The sequence below is a fragment of the Amycolatopsis sp. genome (assembly GCF_025464955.1).
Lineage (GTDB): Bacteria > Actinomycetota > Actinomycetes > Mycobacteriales > Pseudonocardiaceae > Amycolatopsis.
This window is the reverse complement of the sequence record NZ_JAODNM010000007.1, coordinates 1-14,748: the sequence shown is the minus strand read 5'-3', so window position 1 is coordinate 14,748 and position 14,748 is coordinate 1. Positions and strand designations below refer to the sequence as shown.

At 67.4% G+C, this 14,748-nt stretch carries 13 protein-coding genes; 8 read left to right on the top strand and 5 right to left on the bottom strand.

What is annotated here, in order from left to right; all coding sequences use genetic code 11:
- The coding region (locus JWQ81_RS00745; protein ID WP_297536771.1) for an HNH endonuclease signature motif containing protein at positions 1-1,246 on the bottom strand (1,246 nt) is incomplete at its 3' end.
- Between the two features lie 384 nt (positions 1,247-1,630).
- Between JWQ81_RS00745 and JWQ81_RS00740 the strand changes: the two genes are divergently transcribed.
- The 3 genes from JWQ81_RS00740 to JWQ81_RS00730 all read left to right on the top strand — a co-directional run bounded on the left by JWQ81_RS00740 (position 1,631) and on the right by JWQ81_RS00730 (position 3,492).
- A complete protein-coding gene (locus tag JWQ81_RS00740; protein WP_297536770.1) occupies positions 1,631-2,107 on the top strand; it encodes a hypothetical protein in 477 nt (158 codons plus the stop codon).
- A 336-nt stretch (positions 2,108-2,443) separates the two neighbouring features.
- The gene (locus JWQ81_RS00735) at positions 2,444-2,908 is read left to right on the top strand and encodes a cupin domain-containing protein (RefSeq protein ID WP_297536769.1); all 465 of its coding nucleotides are present in this window, start codon (positions 2,444-2,446) and stop codon (positions 2,906-2,908) included.
- Positions 2,909-2,922: 14 nt separating this feature from the next.
- Positions 2,923-3,492 (top strand): phosphotransferase, encoded by a 570-nt coding sequence (locus JWQ81_RS00730; RefSeq protein WP_297536768.1) that lies wholly within the window; start codon positions 2,923-2,925, stop codon positions 3,490-3,492.
- 61 nt (positions 3,493-3,553) lie between these two features.
- Here JWQ81_RS00730 and JWQ81_RS00725 read toward each other — a convergent pair whose 3' ends face one another.
- Together JWQ81_RS00725 and JWQ81_RS00720 are read right to left on the bottom strand one after the other, a co-directional pair.
- Complete coding sequence (locus JWQ81_RS00725) at positions 3,554-4,651, bottom strand: substrate-binding domain-containing protein (RefSeq protein WP_297536767.1); 1,098 nt, start codon at positions 4,649-4,651, stop codon at positions 3,554-3,556.
- 151 nt (positions 4,652-4,802) lie between these two features.
- Positions 4,803-5,195 (bottom strand): DUF1508 domain-containing protein, encoded by a 393-nt coding sequence (locus tag JWQ81_RS00720; protein WP_297536766.1) that lies wholly within the window; start codon positions 5,193-5,195, stop codon positions 4,803-4,805.
- A gap of 279 nt (positions 5,196-5,474) precedes the next feature.
- Here JWQ81_RS00720 and JWQ81_RS00715 point away from each other — a divergent pair, with 279 nt between their 5' ends.
- On the top strand, positions 5,475-6,176 hold the full coding sequence (locus JWQ81_RS00715; RefSeq protein WP_297536765.1) for a hypothetical protein: 702 nt from the start codon (positions 5,475-5,477) through the stop codon (positions 6,174-6,176).
- 130 nt (positions 6,177-6,306) lie between these two features.
- Here the strand turns inward: JWQ81_RS00715 and JWQ81_RS00710 are convergent, their stop codons facing one another.
- Positions 6,307-7,173 carry a sortase gene (locus JWQ81_RS00710; RefSeq protein WP_297536773.1) on the bottom strand — a complete coding sequence of 289 codons (867 nt, stop codon included), beginning with the start codon at positions 7,171-7,173 and terminating at the stop codon, positions 6,307-6,309.
- A 44-nt stretch (positions 7,174-7,217) separates the two neighbouring features.
- The gene (locus tag JWQ81_RS00705) at positions 7,218-9,500 is read right to left on the bottom strand and encodes a hypothetical protein (RefSeq protein ID WP_297536764.1); all 2,283 of its coding nucleotides are present in this window, start codon (positions 9,498-9,500) and stop codon (positions 7,218-7,220) included.
- Positions 9,501-9,746: 246 nt separating this feature from the next.
- Here JWQ81_RS00705 and pstC point away from each other — a divergent pair, with 246 nt between their 5' ends.
- The 4 genes from pstC (at position 9,747) to JWQ81_RS00685 (ending at position 14,364) form a co-directional block, all read left to right on the top strand.
- Entirely contained in the window at positions 9,747-10,727 is a 981-nt protein-coding gene (gene pstC / locus JWQ81_RS00700) for a phosphate ABC transporter permease subunit PstC (protein WP_297536763.1), read from the top strand.
- A complete protein-coding gene (pstA, locus tag JWQ81_RS00695; protein ID WP_297536762.1) occupies positions 10,727-11,878 on the top strand; it encodes a phosphate ABC transporter permease PstA in 1,152 nt (383 codons plus the stop codon). The genes pstC and pstA overlap by 1 nt, the downstream gene beginning before the upstream one ends.
- A 110-nt stretch (positions 11,879-11,988) precedes the next feature.
- Entirely contained in the window at positions 11,989-12,780 is a 792-nt protein-coding gene (locus JWQ81_RS00690; RefSeq protein WP_366942237.1) for a phosphate ABC transporter ATP-binding protein, read from the top strand.
- Positions 12,781-12,795: 15 nt separating this feature from the next.
- On the top strand, positions 12,796-14,364 hold the full coding sequence (locus tag JWQ81_RS00685; RefSeq protein WP_297536761.1) for a substrate-binding domain-containing protein: 1,569 nt from the start codon (positions 12,796-12,798) through the stop codon (positions 14,362-14,364).
- Positions 14,365-14,748: the final 384 nt, after the last annotated feature.

Here is a 14,748-nt window from a genome sequence, read left to right as displayed (position 1 = left end):
ACACGTGCATGATGTTACGCCTCGGTTTTCGAAGCGGATCTAGATAAGACGGTGGGATGAAGTCCGGTCTCCCGTCGCCACCCATCCGTACTTCCCAACCACCACAATGCACAAGACGGTGATGCCGTTCACAGAGGAGGGTCAAGTTGTTCAGATTTGTTGGCCCGCCGAGGATCCAATACACGATATGGTGCCCGTCGCAGTGTTTGGCGTGGCTTTTACAACCGGGAAACGCGCAACCGCGGTCTCTCATGACAAGTCGTCGCCGTTGCCCGGTGGTGATAATTCTCTTGGACCGCCCCAAATCCATCTGCTCGCTGTCGGTGCCGAGGACAGCGGGGATCACCTTGCAGTCACACGCCAACATCCGTGCTTCCGCCGCCGTGATCACACCGCCATAGTCCAGCATCGCCGTCCCGATCCCGGACTTCAACGTCTCGTAGTCCACGGTGACCGCCACATGCACCCGATCACCACCATGGGTCGGAATCTCGTCCACGGTCATTGCGAGCCGGACCAGATCGACCAGCGCGTCGGCGTGGCGTTCCCATTGGCTGCGGGGGTCGCGGCCTTCCTCTTTCGTCGAGTGCGGCTTCGCCAGGGGGTCGAGGGCGGCGCGGAGTTGGGCGTAGGCCAGGTTGTCGAGCTTGCCTTTGAGGGTCGCGGAGCCGTCGCGGTGCTCCTGGAACGCCAACTCCCGCTGCGGTCGCTCCGGCGGATCCTTCGGCTCCGGCCCATCCGGGTCGAAGGTGTTCAACAGCCGGTCACCGGCCTTGCGGACCTCGAGGGGTGTCGCCTGCCGGGCGAGGTCGACCAGGATCTTCTCCGCACCCGCCCGATCCCGATCCGACACAGTCGCGGGCATCTTGATCATGGCGTTCACGATCTCATCCACATGCGCCGGGGTAATGTCGCCTGCACGTGCCGCGAGACCGGCCAACGGTGCGATCGCGGGGATCTCCGTGCCATCCAGGTTACTGGAGGAGTTCACGGCCTTGCCTCGGATCACGATCCGCTTCGCCGCCGCCGGGCCGAGCTGGGTGACATCATCCAACCACAGTGCCGTGTTCAGATACTGGTAGACGACCTTCACGCCTTCGGTCTCTACTTTCGCCGCCAGCACACCGAACAGTGCGTCGCACTCGTTGTAAATCCGCGCCAGTCGGCGGGCGATCTCCGCAGCTTCCACCGGATTCGCACGCCGAATCTCGGCGAGCGAGGGGAACTGGATCACTGAGCTGGACACCCCTTTATTCTACCGCGAGTCGAACTACCATTCGATACCCTTTAAGGTGATCCGCATTATCGCTGCACGTGATCATCGATAGGCTGCGAGAAGTCACTTCACAGCGAATTACGTTGCGAGAAGCCGATTTCGCGGCCAACTGACCGCAAAGCGCGTCACTCACTGATGCACCAGGATCGAAGCTGATTGCTTAACGTAATCGTGGCGTGTGACCTACGGCGGATGCCGGTGTTTTTCCTTAAGTACGAATGGAATCTCGAAAATCCACCACCAGCTTGGGACGGGTCCCAGACAAGCACTTCTATAACCGTCGGGCACCGCTGGACGTGCCAGCCGGTGCGCCCCAGACGGAGGATTCATACTGGTGACGGTCGGCAAGATCGGGTGGAGCACGGCTGTCGCCACAGTGGCCGTGGTGCTCGCGGCGGGCATCGCCTACGCCAGGGAGCGCGCCTGTCCCGCGGACGTGCCGCCGACACGGCTCGGCCCGGCGACAACGTCGACATCGCGGCCGGGACCTACACCGGCGGACTCACCATCAAGAACAATGGGTCCACGGGAAAGTACATCACCTTCTACGGCGACGGCGGCAGCGCGGTCATCACAGGGACCGGCGGCAGCAAAGGCCTTATCGCACTGGGCAACCACTCCTACCAACGGTTCATCGGCATCACTTCGACCGGGTCCCACGGCTTCGGCGCCTACGCCAGCGGCGCACACGATCTGGTCTTCGAGAATTTCACGGTCAACGGCTCCCAGAACGGCGGCCTCGTCCTGCTCGGCACGTCGAACATCCGGTGGACGGCTGCGACATCCACGGCACGAAGGCGAAAGGTACCTCCGCCGACCACGAAGCGATGAGCCTCGGGGCGGGTTCGACCACCGTTCCTCGCCCGGGACAGCAACCCGGCGCAGCGCGCGGCGTTGCCGGCTAGGGCGACACGGCCTTCTGCCAAGTGCCAGCGCTTCTCCTCCAACCGGCGGCCACCGCCGTTGCGGCGGCTCGCAAGTCGACGGCGAGTTGCCGTCCCTCGGGCAACGAAAGCGCCGCCCTCCAAGGTTCGGCTTGGCAAGACCTCGCCATGTTCGGCCTCGCCGAGTACTGCCCTGGCGCCGTCGCAAGCCGCTAAGACCCTTGCGCCAGGATTCACGATAGCTTACTGTCTTCATGACAGTTAACTATCACGAGGAGTTCCCATGGTTCAGATCTCGATTGTCGGCCCCGGCGACGGGGAAGTGGTTCTCGACAACGAGTTGGTGCGGATGCGCATCCTCGAGGACGGCAGTACGACCGAGCACCGGCTGGGGATGGTGGAGATCACCGTGGCGCCGCACGCGCCCGGGCCACCCCAGCACCGGCACGCCCAGCACGACGAGGGGTTCTACGTCGTTTCGGGGACCGTGCGCTTCACCATCGGCGACGAGGACCACGACGCGTCCGCCGGAACGCTCGTCATGGTGCCCACCGGTGCCCCGCACACCTTCGCCAACCCCGGGGACATTCCCGCGGTCATGGTCAATACCTTCACCCCGGACCTGTACGTCGAATACTTCCGCGACCTGCGCGAAATGCTTTCCGCCGGCAAGCCTTTCAACCCGTCCGACGTCATCCCGATCATGGCCCGCTACGCCACCGAGCCCGCGACCGACTACGCGGACTGATTACCGTCCTCGGGATGGAACGAACTGACGTCGACGCGAGCTTTGTCCGTAACCTAGTTCGTGAGCAGCACCCGGACTTGGCCGGTCTCGAGGTTCGGCCGGTGCCTTCGGGCTGGGACAACCAGCCGACGTTGACGGAGGGTTTCGAGTCCAGCCTCGACGCCGTGGCCGAGGTCGTCGACGTTCACCGGGCACGGGAGGTGTGGCACCAGGCCATCGCCGCGCCGAGCTGGACCGGGCCCGCCGTCTGGCTCCACGGAGATCTCCACCCCGCCAACGCCGTCATTGCGGACGGCACGATCTCCGGCATCGTCGACTTCGGTGAGCTCTGTGCCGGCGATCCGGCCATCGACCTCGCCGCCGCGTGGAAACTGTTACCACAAGGCGCATCCGCAGAATTCCTCAGCGCTTACGGCGTGACCGACGAGGCGACGGTTCACCGCGCTCAAGGCTGGGCCGTCCTGACCGCGCTCGGGCTCGTCTCCGTCGGCCAAGCGTGGGAACGGGGTCTTCCCGGCGGGCAGCCCACCTGGGGTCGTGCCGGGCGCCGAATCCTCGAGCGGGTCTTCGACTTCGCTGCCTGACCACAGCGAGCTGCCCGGCGACTGGTGATCCGCCGGGCAGCTCGAGAAGCACTACCGGGAATCAGGACTTGACGCAGGTGATGCCATTCGCGTTGGCCACCAGCGGCTTGAAGCCGTACTGGGTCAACGTCGCGGCGAGCTTGCCGCCGCACAGCGGGCTGGCGGTCGCGGCGTGGTCGGTCGGGTCGAAACCGACGGCCCGCTTGGCCTGGCCGTAGGACACCGTGCGGTTGTCGAGCACGTAGAACACCGTGCGAGCGCCGAGGAAGGTGTCGGCGAACGCCGGTACGTAGGCGCCCGCGGAACCGGTCACCGGCGCACCGTCGGAACCGGCACCGGTCAGCTTGTTGACGGTGAAGCCGGCCCGCTTGTTCGGGCTGACGCTGTTGCCCTGCGCCACCCACTGGGCGACGGAGAACGGCACGATCGCGGTGGCCTGGTTGGCCGCCGGGATCGAGGTGGCGTCGTTTTCCTGGAACCGGTTGATGGTGAGCCCGGAGATGGTCGCCGGGTCGAAGCCGAGCACCGTGCCGGTGAAGAAGCTCAGCGTGCCGGAGCCGACCTGCGGCAGGTAGAGCTTGATCGCCGCGTTGCCACCGCCGACCTGGTTCCAGTTGGTGATGGTGCCGTTGTAGATGCTGCGCAGCTGCGTGATGGTCAGGCTCAGGCCCGCACCGGAACCGGTGGCCGAGGAGGCCCAGGTGACGCCGTCCTTCGCGAAGCCGTAGTACTCGAACGTCGACGGGTCCGAGGTCGCCCGCGGCGAGGACGAGCGCGCGAGGTCGATCAGGCCGTTGCCGGCGTCGGCGGAAGCCTTCAGCGCGGCCTTGCCGGCGCTGGAGCCGTCCGGCGGGACGTTGGTGGTGGCGTTGTAGGTCACCGCGGCGTTGAACGGGTCGGCCGGGACGGTGAACGTGGTAGTGCCGGTGAGCACCGGGGGAACATTCACGTAGTTGTCCGGGTCGGTGTTCCAGGTCCCGCTGTTGGCGTTGGCGAAGATCGGGGCCGTGACGTTGAAGATGGTGTCCGAGCCGGCGGCCGCGAGCACCTCGGGGACGCCGTTGGCGGCGGGAACGGCCGAAGCGGTACCGGTCAGCAGCAGGCAGGCGCCCGCCGCGATCGCGGTCGCGGCGAGAAACCGAGTAGTACGAGCACGCATGTTGTTGCACTCTCCCTCTAGTTCGGTGTGACCTGTCCAGTTCGCCCGATCAGCCTGGCCGCCGCCGGTGTTTTGCCTTCCCGCCCGACGGCTGATTGGTTAATGTCCGGCGAACGCACTTTCCGTAGCGTGTGCGTGACACAACGGGAGGCTAAGAAGTCTTCCGCTGGTCCTTGGACTGTTTGCTGCGCCAATCCGCCACCCGGCCGTGATCGCCGGTTTCCACCACCCCCGGTACGGCGGCGCGAAATCTGTCCAAGGCATGCTGCGCTTCGATCCGGCGACCGTAGAAATGACTCGCGACAGCGACCAACTCCGCGCCCGAGTACAGCATCCACCGCCAGCGGGATCCGCTGTCGTGGCTGAATTCGATCTCCAGGGAATCGAGGTTGGCACGCAGGAATTCGATGCCGGCCAGGCAGTCCCCGGAAGTCTGGTAAGCGATGGAACCAGACCCGAGTGACAGGTTGTTTCCACCGAGTAAGCGCCATCTCACGGTTTCACCGGCAGCGTCGATCAGCTGAAACCGAGGTTTGTTCGTCACCGACGATCACCGACGGTCGCGCTGATGTGAACAACACTCATTAAAACCCCCTGACCACAGTTACTACATCGCGGTAGTACGTGAGCGAGTTACCAAAATGGGTGAAGGCGCGACGACCGCGAAGTGAACAATTCGAGCACACCGCCGGGGTCAGGTGAAGCCCCAACGGCCGAGTGCCCAACGCACGGCGAAGACACCCGATCCGCCGAAACATCGGTCCCCGCGCCGCCGACCTAGCCATCGCCAGAGTCACTCGGGAACCCTCAGCTTGGGGAGAACATGATTCGCGTCCTGAAGAAGATCACGCTCGTCTCGATCGCCGTGGCGGCCGTGACCACCGCGGTCGCCCTGCCCGCGTCGGCCGGCACCGCACCGGCGCGGCTGACCGCCAGTGTCAGCAGCACCGCGGTCGACGCGGGCCGGTCCGTCATCATCACCGGCACGCTGACCGCGCCGGCGGGCAGCGGATGGCGACCGGTCAGCGGAGCCGAGGTACCCGTTTCCTTCTGCATCGACGACTTTTGCGGCGAGCCCGTCGCGACACCCGTCACCGATGCCTCGGGCCGCTACCGGACTTCGGTGACGCCGTTCCGGACCGGTACCTACCATCTCGCCCACCTGACGGCCGATCCCTCGGTCGCGGACGCGACCGCCGACACCCCGAAGATCACCGTCCTGCAGCCGTCCGACTTCACCGGCTTCACCGCCGCGCGCGACTCCGCTGGCAAGGTAGCGGTCGCCGGTACCGTCGAGTTCCCCGGCAACTTCACGCCGTCCCCGATCCCCGTGCAGATCCAGTACCTGGGCCAGGGAAGCCCCTGCTTCACCACGGTCGCCACCGCCGACGCGGAGTGGAACGGCACCACGTTCACGTTCTCCGCCTCGGCCGACCAGTCGCACCCCGGCATCTGGCGCGCGTTCTACGCCGGCACACCGGACTTCTTCCACTCGGCCACCAGCAAGGCCACGCTCGTCCTCTGACCGCGCCGTACGGAGACCCCCAGGCCGGACGATTTGGGAGCGGTTCGAGGCCCACCCACTTAGGTAAGTGTTACGCCTCAGGACAGCCAGGGCCACACACCACCAAGGTGGACTGAGGGGCCAGCTGTCCTCAGGTCCAGGCGGGGAGCAGGCGCCAGAGGGAGATCGCGGACAAGGCGGCCAGCGCCAGCAGCGCCGGAGCGGTGATGACGTAGGTCGACACCGGCCGCCACCGGCGGTACAACCACGTCGCGCCGAAGGCCACCGCGGAGAACGCACCGAACGAGAGCACCAGGAGCGCCCAAGCGGCCGACTCGCCGGTTCGGCCGTCCTGTGCGTCCGCGCGGCCGTTCTGGGGTGCCGGGCGGAACGGCCTGCCCTCGAGGTTCGCCGTCACCACGGTCGCGCTCGTCGATGCCAGTGGCCACCAGGACGCCGACGTCACGAGGGTCAGCCGGTCGTTGTCGGTCCTGCCGTAGTCGGTGTCCTCGTTCAGGTCTCTGGTGGCCGTACCGGTCACGCGGTACAGCGAGCTTCCCTGCGTGGTGGCCACGACGATTTCGTCGCCTGCCCGCAGTTCACCGAGCCGGCCGAACGGCGCCCCGTAACCGGAGTACCGCCCGGCGACCGCGGCGTTGCCCGGCTGCCCCAGCCCCGAGGTACCCGGCACATGCCCCGGGCCGGACGCCGTTTCGCTCGGCGAGACCCCCTCGACGACGACCTGCTGCACGTGCAGCTTGGGGATCTCCAGCACGGCCACCGGGGCACCGAACTCGGCGGGCTTGGTCGGCGCCGCGGCGCCGGACAGGCTTTGCGTCGCGCCGAGAGCCTGGTTCACCTCACCGCGGAAGGCGCCAAGCGCCGCTTCCTGGTCGCTGTTCTCCAGCATCGGACCGATCGCGTAGATCACCAGTGTCAAACAGACCCCGGAGACGACCAGCCAGATGCCGGCCACCGCGGCGATCCACCGAGGACCCACCGACACGCTCTCGGACACAACGGGCTCGGTAACAGCGCTCTCGGTGACAGCGGGATCGGCGCTCACACCTCACCTCGACCGACACGAACCCGCCCGAGCAGCGAGATCAACCACGGCGGCAGCGGTTTGCCCGCCGCCAGATACCCCGTCGCGGACGGAAGAACGGCCAGCACCACCAGTGCCAGCAACGGAATCAGCGCGCCGAGGACACCGCCACCGAAGAACGCCGGGATCCGCACGGAATCCGCCAGGTTCTTCGCCGCGCTCACCGTGGACGGCGTGGCCGCCTTGAGCGGGGCGACGAGTGGAGCCGGCCCGGTACCTACAGGCGTGCTCGACGCGCCGGTGTTCGACGTGGGCGTCGCGCCGGCGCCACCGCCGGGACTGGTCGGCGGCGGGTTGTTCGCGGCGGCCTGCTCGTGGCAGGCGGCACCAGTCGTTCCGGTACCCACCTTGGCCACCCGCTGGTTTGCTTCGGTCGCCAGCGCCGGCGTCAGCGGCGCCATCCCGGGGCTCAGCGCGTTCTGCCCACCCGCCCGCGCCATCGCGAGATACGCCGTGAGCTGGTCCTGCTTCCCTTGCAGGGGCTTGCAGTTCGCGTCGATCAGGGGATTGACCGGGGCCGCGAGATACTCGCCGAAGGTCAGTGGGTACCCGTCCGGATCGGACACCGTGCCCGGCTGCAGCGTGCCGTCCTTGCCCTCCTTCATGCTGCTCGCGGCCGCCTGCAGGGACTGCGTGGTGGGCGTGACGTAACCGCCGTGCCCGTTGGGCAGCGCCGCGATGGCCCAGCCGTAGTGGGTCGCGGTCGCCAGGTCGGTGACGATCCAGTTGAGACACCCGGACGCGCATTCCCCGCCGGTGCCGATGGTCGCGTTGTTGACGGTCTTGCGGACGGCGAGCTGCCCGACCTTCGGCTCCATGTTGCGCAGGGCCTGCAGTCCCGCCGGGCTCAACGCGTCCAGCGAAGTGATGACCCCTGGCGACTTGCCGGAGTACGCGGTGGCGGGCTGGTCGGGGAACTTCCACGCGTTCGGGGCCGCCGACGCCAGCGTCTCCGACAACGCGAGCGGGACGGTACCCGCACCGGATTCCCCCGTCACTCCGTAGAAGTCGGGGTAGAGCGCGCCTGCCCGGGCCCTGGCATTCAATCCCGCACCCGGGTTCCCGCCGAAGTCGATCGCGGCGAGGTCCGGATTGCGCTTCACCAGCGGAGCGTCGTTGACGAAGATCCCGCCGCGGCCGGGAGTCTCCGGCGCTTCGGGTGTCTGACCGCTCTTCGAAAGCAGGTTGGCGACGTCGTCGAAACCGAAGTCCAAATGGGTCGCGAACTGCGAGATCAACTGGCCGCCGCCATCGTCGACATCGGTCGGCGACCAGCCGACGGCGGCGATGACCGCGGCGTTCAACCCGACCGGCACGTACTGCCGGTCACGGGTGGTCTGCGTCGCCAGCGTGCCGCCGGAACCGGTGAAAACGACGTCGGAAGCTCCGGTGTCGAATGCCTTCAACCCCGTGTCCTCGTTCTCCGCGACGATGTTGGTCGGCTGGTTGGAGTTGGTAGGTGCGCACAGCAACTGGTTCCACGTCACCGCCGTACGGCCGAACCGCTCGGGCATGCTCGCGTCCAACGTGTTCGGCCCGATGCCGGCGCAGCCTTCGACGGACAGGCCGGGAGCTGTCGGGGCGAAGGTGATCGAGTTGTCCTGCGCGGCGGCCGGGGTGCCCGCGACGACGCCGTCCAAGTGCAGCGCGAAGGTGCACGGATGGGTTTCGTCGCAGCTGAACGACCACTTGCGCTGCCGGATCTTCGTACCGTCGGGAGAGGTCGACACGACCGGGTTGTCGGCCCACGGGAAGAACGGTTCGGACTTGTCGAAGCTGGTGTAGCTCGGATCGAAGGCGACGTAGGCCGGGACGCTGGGACCGCGAGGAATCGTGGTGTCGTAGACGATGTCGTGGGTGGTGGCGCTCCGGTTGCGGCTGACCTGGCCGTATTCGGCGCCGGCCAGCTCGTCGTTCAGCACCCCGCAGTAGGCATTGACCCGCGCGGTCACGTCATGCTGCGGCACGGCGGCGCCGATGCCCTTGAGCAGGGTGTCCGGCAGGGTCGCCGGGCAGACCCGCAGCACCGCGGTCGCGCCGGCGGGCAGACCGGAGATCGTGATCTTGACGGCGTCACCATTCTGCACGTGCGCAAGATTCGCAGGCACGGTCTTGACGGTGTAGCTCAGTGCCGGTGGTGGCGCTTCCTGCGCACTCGCGGACGGCGCGCCGAGCACGCCCAGTACCGCCAGGACGCCGCTGACGAACACGAGGCAGACACGTCTCAGTACCACGAACACGGAACACTCCCCGACCTCACAGCGCCACGACAGGCGCCCGCACGGTCCAAGCTCCCCGACCGCGACTCCCCCGGTCAACGCCGGAGCCGTGAACATGAAGGTGATTCACCGACGCCCCGTCGGGCGTTCCCCGCGCGTACACCTTTAGCCGTGGAAAGGACCACATACTGAGCTGGAAGAGGGGTTCGAGGGGCACTCAGGCCTGCCCGGACATCGATCGCCCGTGCTCGCTCAGGAAGGCAGCCTGTGACCGTCGCGCTTCCCCGGCCCGATCCGCCCGCCCCGGGCAGGCGGGCGGTCACCGACGTACCGTCCCCGGCGGACCGGGCCTTCCGCCGGGTGACCACCGGCGCCGGCCTGTGCATGCTGGGAATCCTTGTGGTGATCGGGTTCTTCCTGATCTACCGGTCCGGCCCGGCGTTCAAGGTCAGCGGCTTCGGCTTCTTCTCGACGATCGACTTCGACGCCGCCAACAGCAAGCTCGGGGTGCTCGGCCTGCTCTACGGCACCATCGTCGTCGCGCTCATCGCGGTGTGCGTCGCGGTGCCTGTGAGCATCCTCGCGGCGCTGTACATCACGGAGTACGCCAGCAGCAGGCTTCGCGGCTTCCTGACCGGGCTCGTCGACCTGCTCGCCGCTATCCCCAGCCTGCTGTACGGCCTGTGGGGGTTCAGTTTCCTCGGTCCGCAGATCGTGCCGGTGTCGACCTGGCTGACGAACAACCTCGGCTGGTTCCCACTGTTCGCGACGCAGGACAACACGTTGTTCATCAACTCGATGTTCATCGCCGGCCTGGTCGTCTCCCTGATGGTGCTGCCGATCACGACCTCGGTGATCCGCGAGGTGTTCACCCAGACCCCGCCCGGGGAAAAGGAAGCCGCCCTCGCGCTGGGCAGTACCCGCTGGGGCATGGTGAAAACGGTCGTGCTGCCGTTCGGCCGCGGCGGGATCATCGGCGGCTCGATGCTGGGGCTGGGCCGCGCGCTGGGCGAGACCATCGCGGTTTCCCTGCTCCTGCCACAGGTTCCGCAGATCAGCAGCCACCTCCTGCAGTTCGGCGGCGCGACGATCTCGGGCTACATCGCGAACAACAAGGGCGCGTCCGGCCTGGCGCTGAGCGGGCTGATGGGCGCCGGGCTGGTGCTGTTCGTGTTCACCCTGGCCACCAACTTCACCGCGTCGGTGATCATCTCGAAGAGCCGCTCCGGCGCCGGAGTGGACGCCTGATGACCACCACGACACCCACGTCACCGAGCCCCACCGCGGAACGCACCACCCCGAAACCGCTGGTCAAACGCAGGCCGTCGACGACCACTCCGGCCGACCGCCTGGTGTCCCTCGGCTGCGCGGCGTCGGCTGTGCTGCTCACGTGGTTCGTGATGCACCTGCTGCTGACGTCGCCGGGCTGGCTCGCGGACCTGATCGTCGCCTACGCGCTGTACCTGGTGATGCTCTACCTGGTCACGCGCGACAGGCTGGGCAAGCTCGCCGCGACCGACAGGCTGGCCTCCGCGGTCGTCGTCACCGGGGCCCTCGGCTTGCTCGTCCCGCTGCTGTTCCTCCTCGGGTTCATCATCGTCAAGGGCGGCCCCTACCTGCGGCTGGGGTTCTTCACCCACGACATGTCCTCGGTCGGGCCGACCGATCCGGCGTCGGCGACCGGCGGGCTGCACGCCGTGGTCGGCACGCTCGAACAGACCGGGCTCACGCTGGTGTTCGTGGTGCCGCTCGGGTTGCTCACCGCGATCTTCCTCAACGAGACCCGGTCGAGGTTCCGCCGCCCGGTGCGGATCATGGTCGACGCGATGAGCGGGCTGCCCTCGATCGTCGCCGGGCTGTTCGTCTACGCGGCGTTGATCATCCCCGGTATCCAGGCAAGGGTGGGTCTGTTCAGCTACAACGGTTTCATGGCGACGCTCGCGTTGACCATGGTGATGCTGCCGACCGTCACCCGCACCATCGACGTCGTGCTCCGGCTCGTGCCGAACGGCCTGCGCGAAGCGTCCCTCGCCCTCGGCGCCAGCCGCGCGCGGACGGTGTGGTCGGTGGTCCTGCCGACCGCCCGCACCGGCGTGACCACCGCGGTCATCCTCGGCGTGGCCCGGGTGGCGGGCGAGACTGCGCCGCTGCTGTTCACCTCGTTCGGCGCTCTCGGGATGAACGCCGACCCGTTCAGCGACCCGCAGGAAAGCCTGCCGCTGCTGGTGTACCGGTATGTCAAGGAGCCACTGGCAAACGTCCAGCAGCGCGGGTACGTCGGCGCGCTCGTGCTGATCATCCTGATCTTCACCCTGTTCGCCCTCGCCCGGTTGCTCGGCCGCGACCGGTCGAAACGCAAAGTCAAGCAAGCCACGAAAACCACCCAGGAGATCCGGTGACCGACACCACCAACCTGTCCGACGCGGGCAGTGAAGCCGCCGGTGCGGACATCGACTACCTCGAAGCGGAGTACGAGGAAGGCCGGGAGGCCAGCACGCGCGAGGTGCGGCTGACCGGCGGGCCGCCGCCCGGTGCCGCGGAGCTCGAGTCACGCGAGGTCGCGGCCTGGTTCGGCGACCGGCTGGTGCTCGAAGGCGTGTCGCTGGCCATGCCCGCCCGCGAGGTGACGGCATTGATCGGCCCGTCCGGCTGCGGCAAGTCGACGTTCCTGCGCATCCTCAACCGGATGCACGAGCTGGTGCCGTCCGCGAGCCTGTCCGGGGAGGTCCTCCTCGACGGGAAGGACGTCTACGCCGACGGCACGCGGGCCCAGCAGGTGCGCCTGCGGATCGGCATGGTGTTCCAGAAGCCGAACCCGTTCCCCGCGATGTCCATCCGGGACAACGTGGTCGCCGGGCTGAAGCTCGCCGGAGTCAAGTGCAACGACAAGGAAGCACTGGTCGAGCAGAGCCTGCAGCGCGCCGGGCTCTGGCGCGAGGTGCGGGACAGGCTCAACGCGCCCGGCGGCGCGTTGTCCGGCGGGCAGCAGCAGCGGCTGTGCATCGCGCGGTCCCTCGCCGTGCAGCCGAACGTGCTGCTGATGGACGAGCCGTGCTCCGCGCTCGACCCGACGTCGACGCGGCGCATCGAGCAGACCATCGCGGAGATCGGCCACGAGGTCACCGTCGTCATCGTGACCCACAACATGCAGCAGGCGCAGCGGGTTTCCGACCACTGCGCGTTCTTCCTGGCCGCCGAGAACGAACCCGGCCGGGTGATCGAGCACGGGTCCACCGAGAAGATCTTCGACGACCCCGACGACGAACGTACCTATGACTACGTCAACGGCCGATTCGGCTGAGGTGAGCGGAAACCCATGAGTCGCCAGCATTCCCTCCTCCGCAGACTCGGCGTCCTGGCCGCGTGCGCCGCCGTCGGCCTGGGGTCACAACTCGCGTTCGCCTCGTCGGCGAGCGCCTACACCGCCGTCACCGGTTCGGGCTCGTCCTACGTCGCGCTCGCCATGGGCGACTGGCAGCAGGGCGCCACGTCGCGCGGTATCCCGATCAACTACTCGAGTCTGGGGTCGCCCACCGGGGTCAACCAGTACGGCGACCGGACTGTCGACTTCGGCGCGACCGAGGCGGAAGTCAGCTCGCTGATCGCCGCCGGCGGCGGTGGCCAGTCCGCGCAGCAACGCGGTTACCAATACGTGCCGGACGTCGCCGGGGCGGTGGCGGTGATGTACGACGTCAAGGACGCGTCCGGCAAGCGCGTCGACTACCTGCACCTGACCCGCTCGGTCATCGCCCGGATCTTCACCCGCGACATCACGCGCTGGAGCGACCCGGCGATCAGCGCGACCAACGGCGGCAAGGCACTGCCCGACCAGCCGATCACCCTGCTGGGCCGCAACGGGCAGTCGGGCACGACGGCGTTGTTCTACGACTTCATCGCTAAGTCCGCGCCCGCGGCGTACCAGAGTTTCGTGTCGAGGAACGCGGGCACCGGGATCGGCCCGCTGCCCCCGGACGTCCGGCCGATCCAGCTGCCCACCCGAGGCCCGGACGCCGACTGGTACCGCCTGTTCGCCGACTCCGAGCAGATCGCGACCAGCGTCGCGCAGGACAACGTCCCGTTTTCCATCGGGTACGACGAATTCAGCTACGCCGTGCGCTACGGCGCGCCGACGGTGTGGGTGGAAAACCAAGCGGGACAGTACAAGCAGCCGTTCGCGGAGAACATCGCCGCCGCGCTGACCGCCGCCGAACTGCGACCCGACCTCAGCCAGAAACTCGACAACGTCTACACCAACCCCGATCCGCAGACTTACCCGATCTCGGCGTACTCGTACCTCATGATGCCCTGCTCGAATGGGCGAGACACCTGCCGCGGAGGGTACGGTGATCCGGCGAAAACCGATACGGTCACGTCGTTCCTGGACTTCGTCGCGTGCGACGGGCAGGTCAACATGGCGAGGATCGGCTACTCGCCACTGCCGCAGAACCTGTCCCAGGAGATGATGAACTCCAACGCCCGGCTGACCGGCAAACCCGCGAAACAGCTGAACCCCGGCAACTGCGCGAACCCGACGTTCCACGGCGGTCTGGGCGCGGGTGCCGCCAGCCCGCCCGACCCGTTCGCCAGCCTCGGCGGGGTGGACAAGCTGACCCACGGCGGCACCGGCTCGAGCAGCACGAAACCGAGCGGGCCGGCCGGTGCGGGACCGACCTCGACCACCGGAACCGCCACCACCAGCGCCGACCCCAACGCGGACCTGGCCAACGGGGGCTCGAAGAACTGGCGTGACGCCGCGCCTCAGGCGTACGCCGGCAGCGGGATCTCCGGCTTCGGTGGCTGGGCCGCACTCGTCGTCTTCGCCGCCATCGTGACCCCGCTCCTCGTCCGCGGCATCATCCGGAAACTCCGCGGGCGCCAAACCTGAGTACGTACGGCAATGCCTGGAACTTAAAGCGAGTCGGGATGGTCAGTTCTGTCCAGAGCAGCAAGGACCGGGGTGCTGGGGGGCCCCTGACGGCACTTTCGGTATGACAGAGACGGCGTGAAGGCCCAGTTGAGTGCGCCTTACCTGGATCCACCGATGGATATCGTTGTGGATCTTGAGGTGGGTTTCAGTCGGGTGTGCGAGTGGTTTTCCGGATCTGGGCGGGAGGATTCTGCTCGCACCCTCGCCGGCTGACGGCGCTAGTACTCCAGCCGTAGTTCGTGATGGTCATGGTTCGTGGGTCGATTGTCGCTGGTAGTGGCTCTGTTGGGCGCGGTATTGGTGACGTCTGCGCCACGTCGAGCAGCGGATCCGATGTGCGAC

Excerpts from the sequence above, each read along its gene's own strand:
- JWQ81_RS00685 (WP_297536761.1), top strand. The coding sequence starts at position 12,796 with ATGAGTCGCCAGCATTCCCTCCTCCGCAGACTCGGCGTCCTGGCCGCG.
- JWQ81_RS00735 (WP_297536769.1), top strand. The coding sequence starts at position 2,444 with ATGGTTCAGATCTCGATTGTCGGCCCCGGCGACGGGGAAGTGGTTCTC.
- pstA (WP_297536762.1), top strand. The coding sequence starts at position 10,727 with ATGACCACCACGACACCCACGTCACCGAGCCCCACCGCGGAACGCACC.
- JWQ81_RS00715 (WP_297536765.1), top strand. The coding sequence starts at position 5,475 with ATGATTCGCGTCCTGAAGAAGATCACGCTCGTCTCGATCGCCGTGGCG.
- JWQ81_RS00725 (WP_297536767.1), bottom strand. The coding sequence starts at position 4,651 with ATGCGTGCTCGTACTACTCGGTTTCTCGCCGCGACCGCGATCGCGGCG.
- JWQ81_RS00730 (WP_297536768.1), top strand. The coding sequence starts at position 2,923 with ATGGAACGAACTGACGTCGACGCGAGCTTTGTCCGTAACCTAGTTCGT.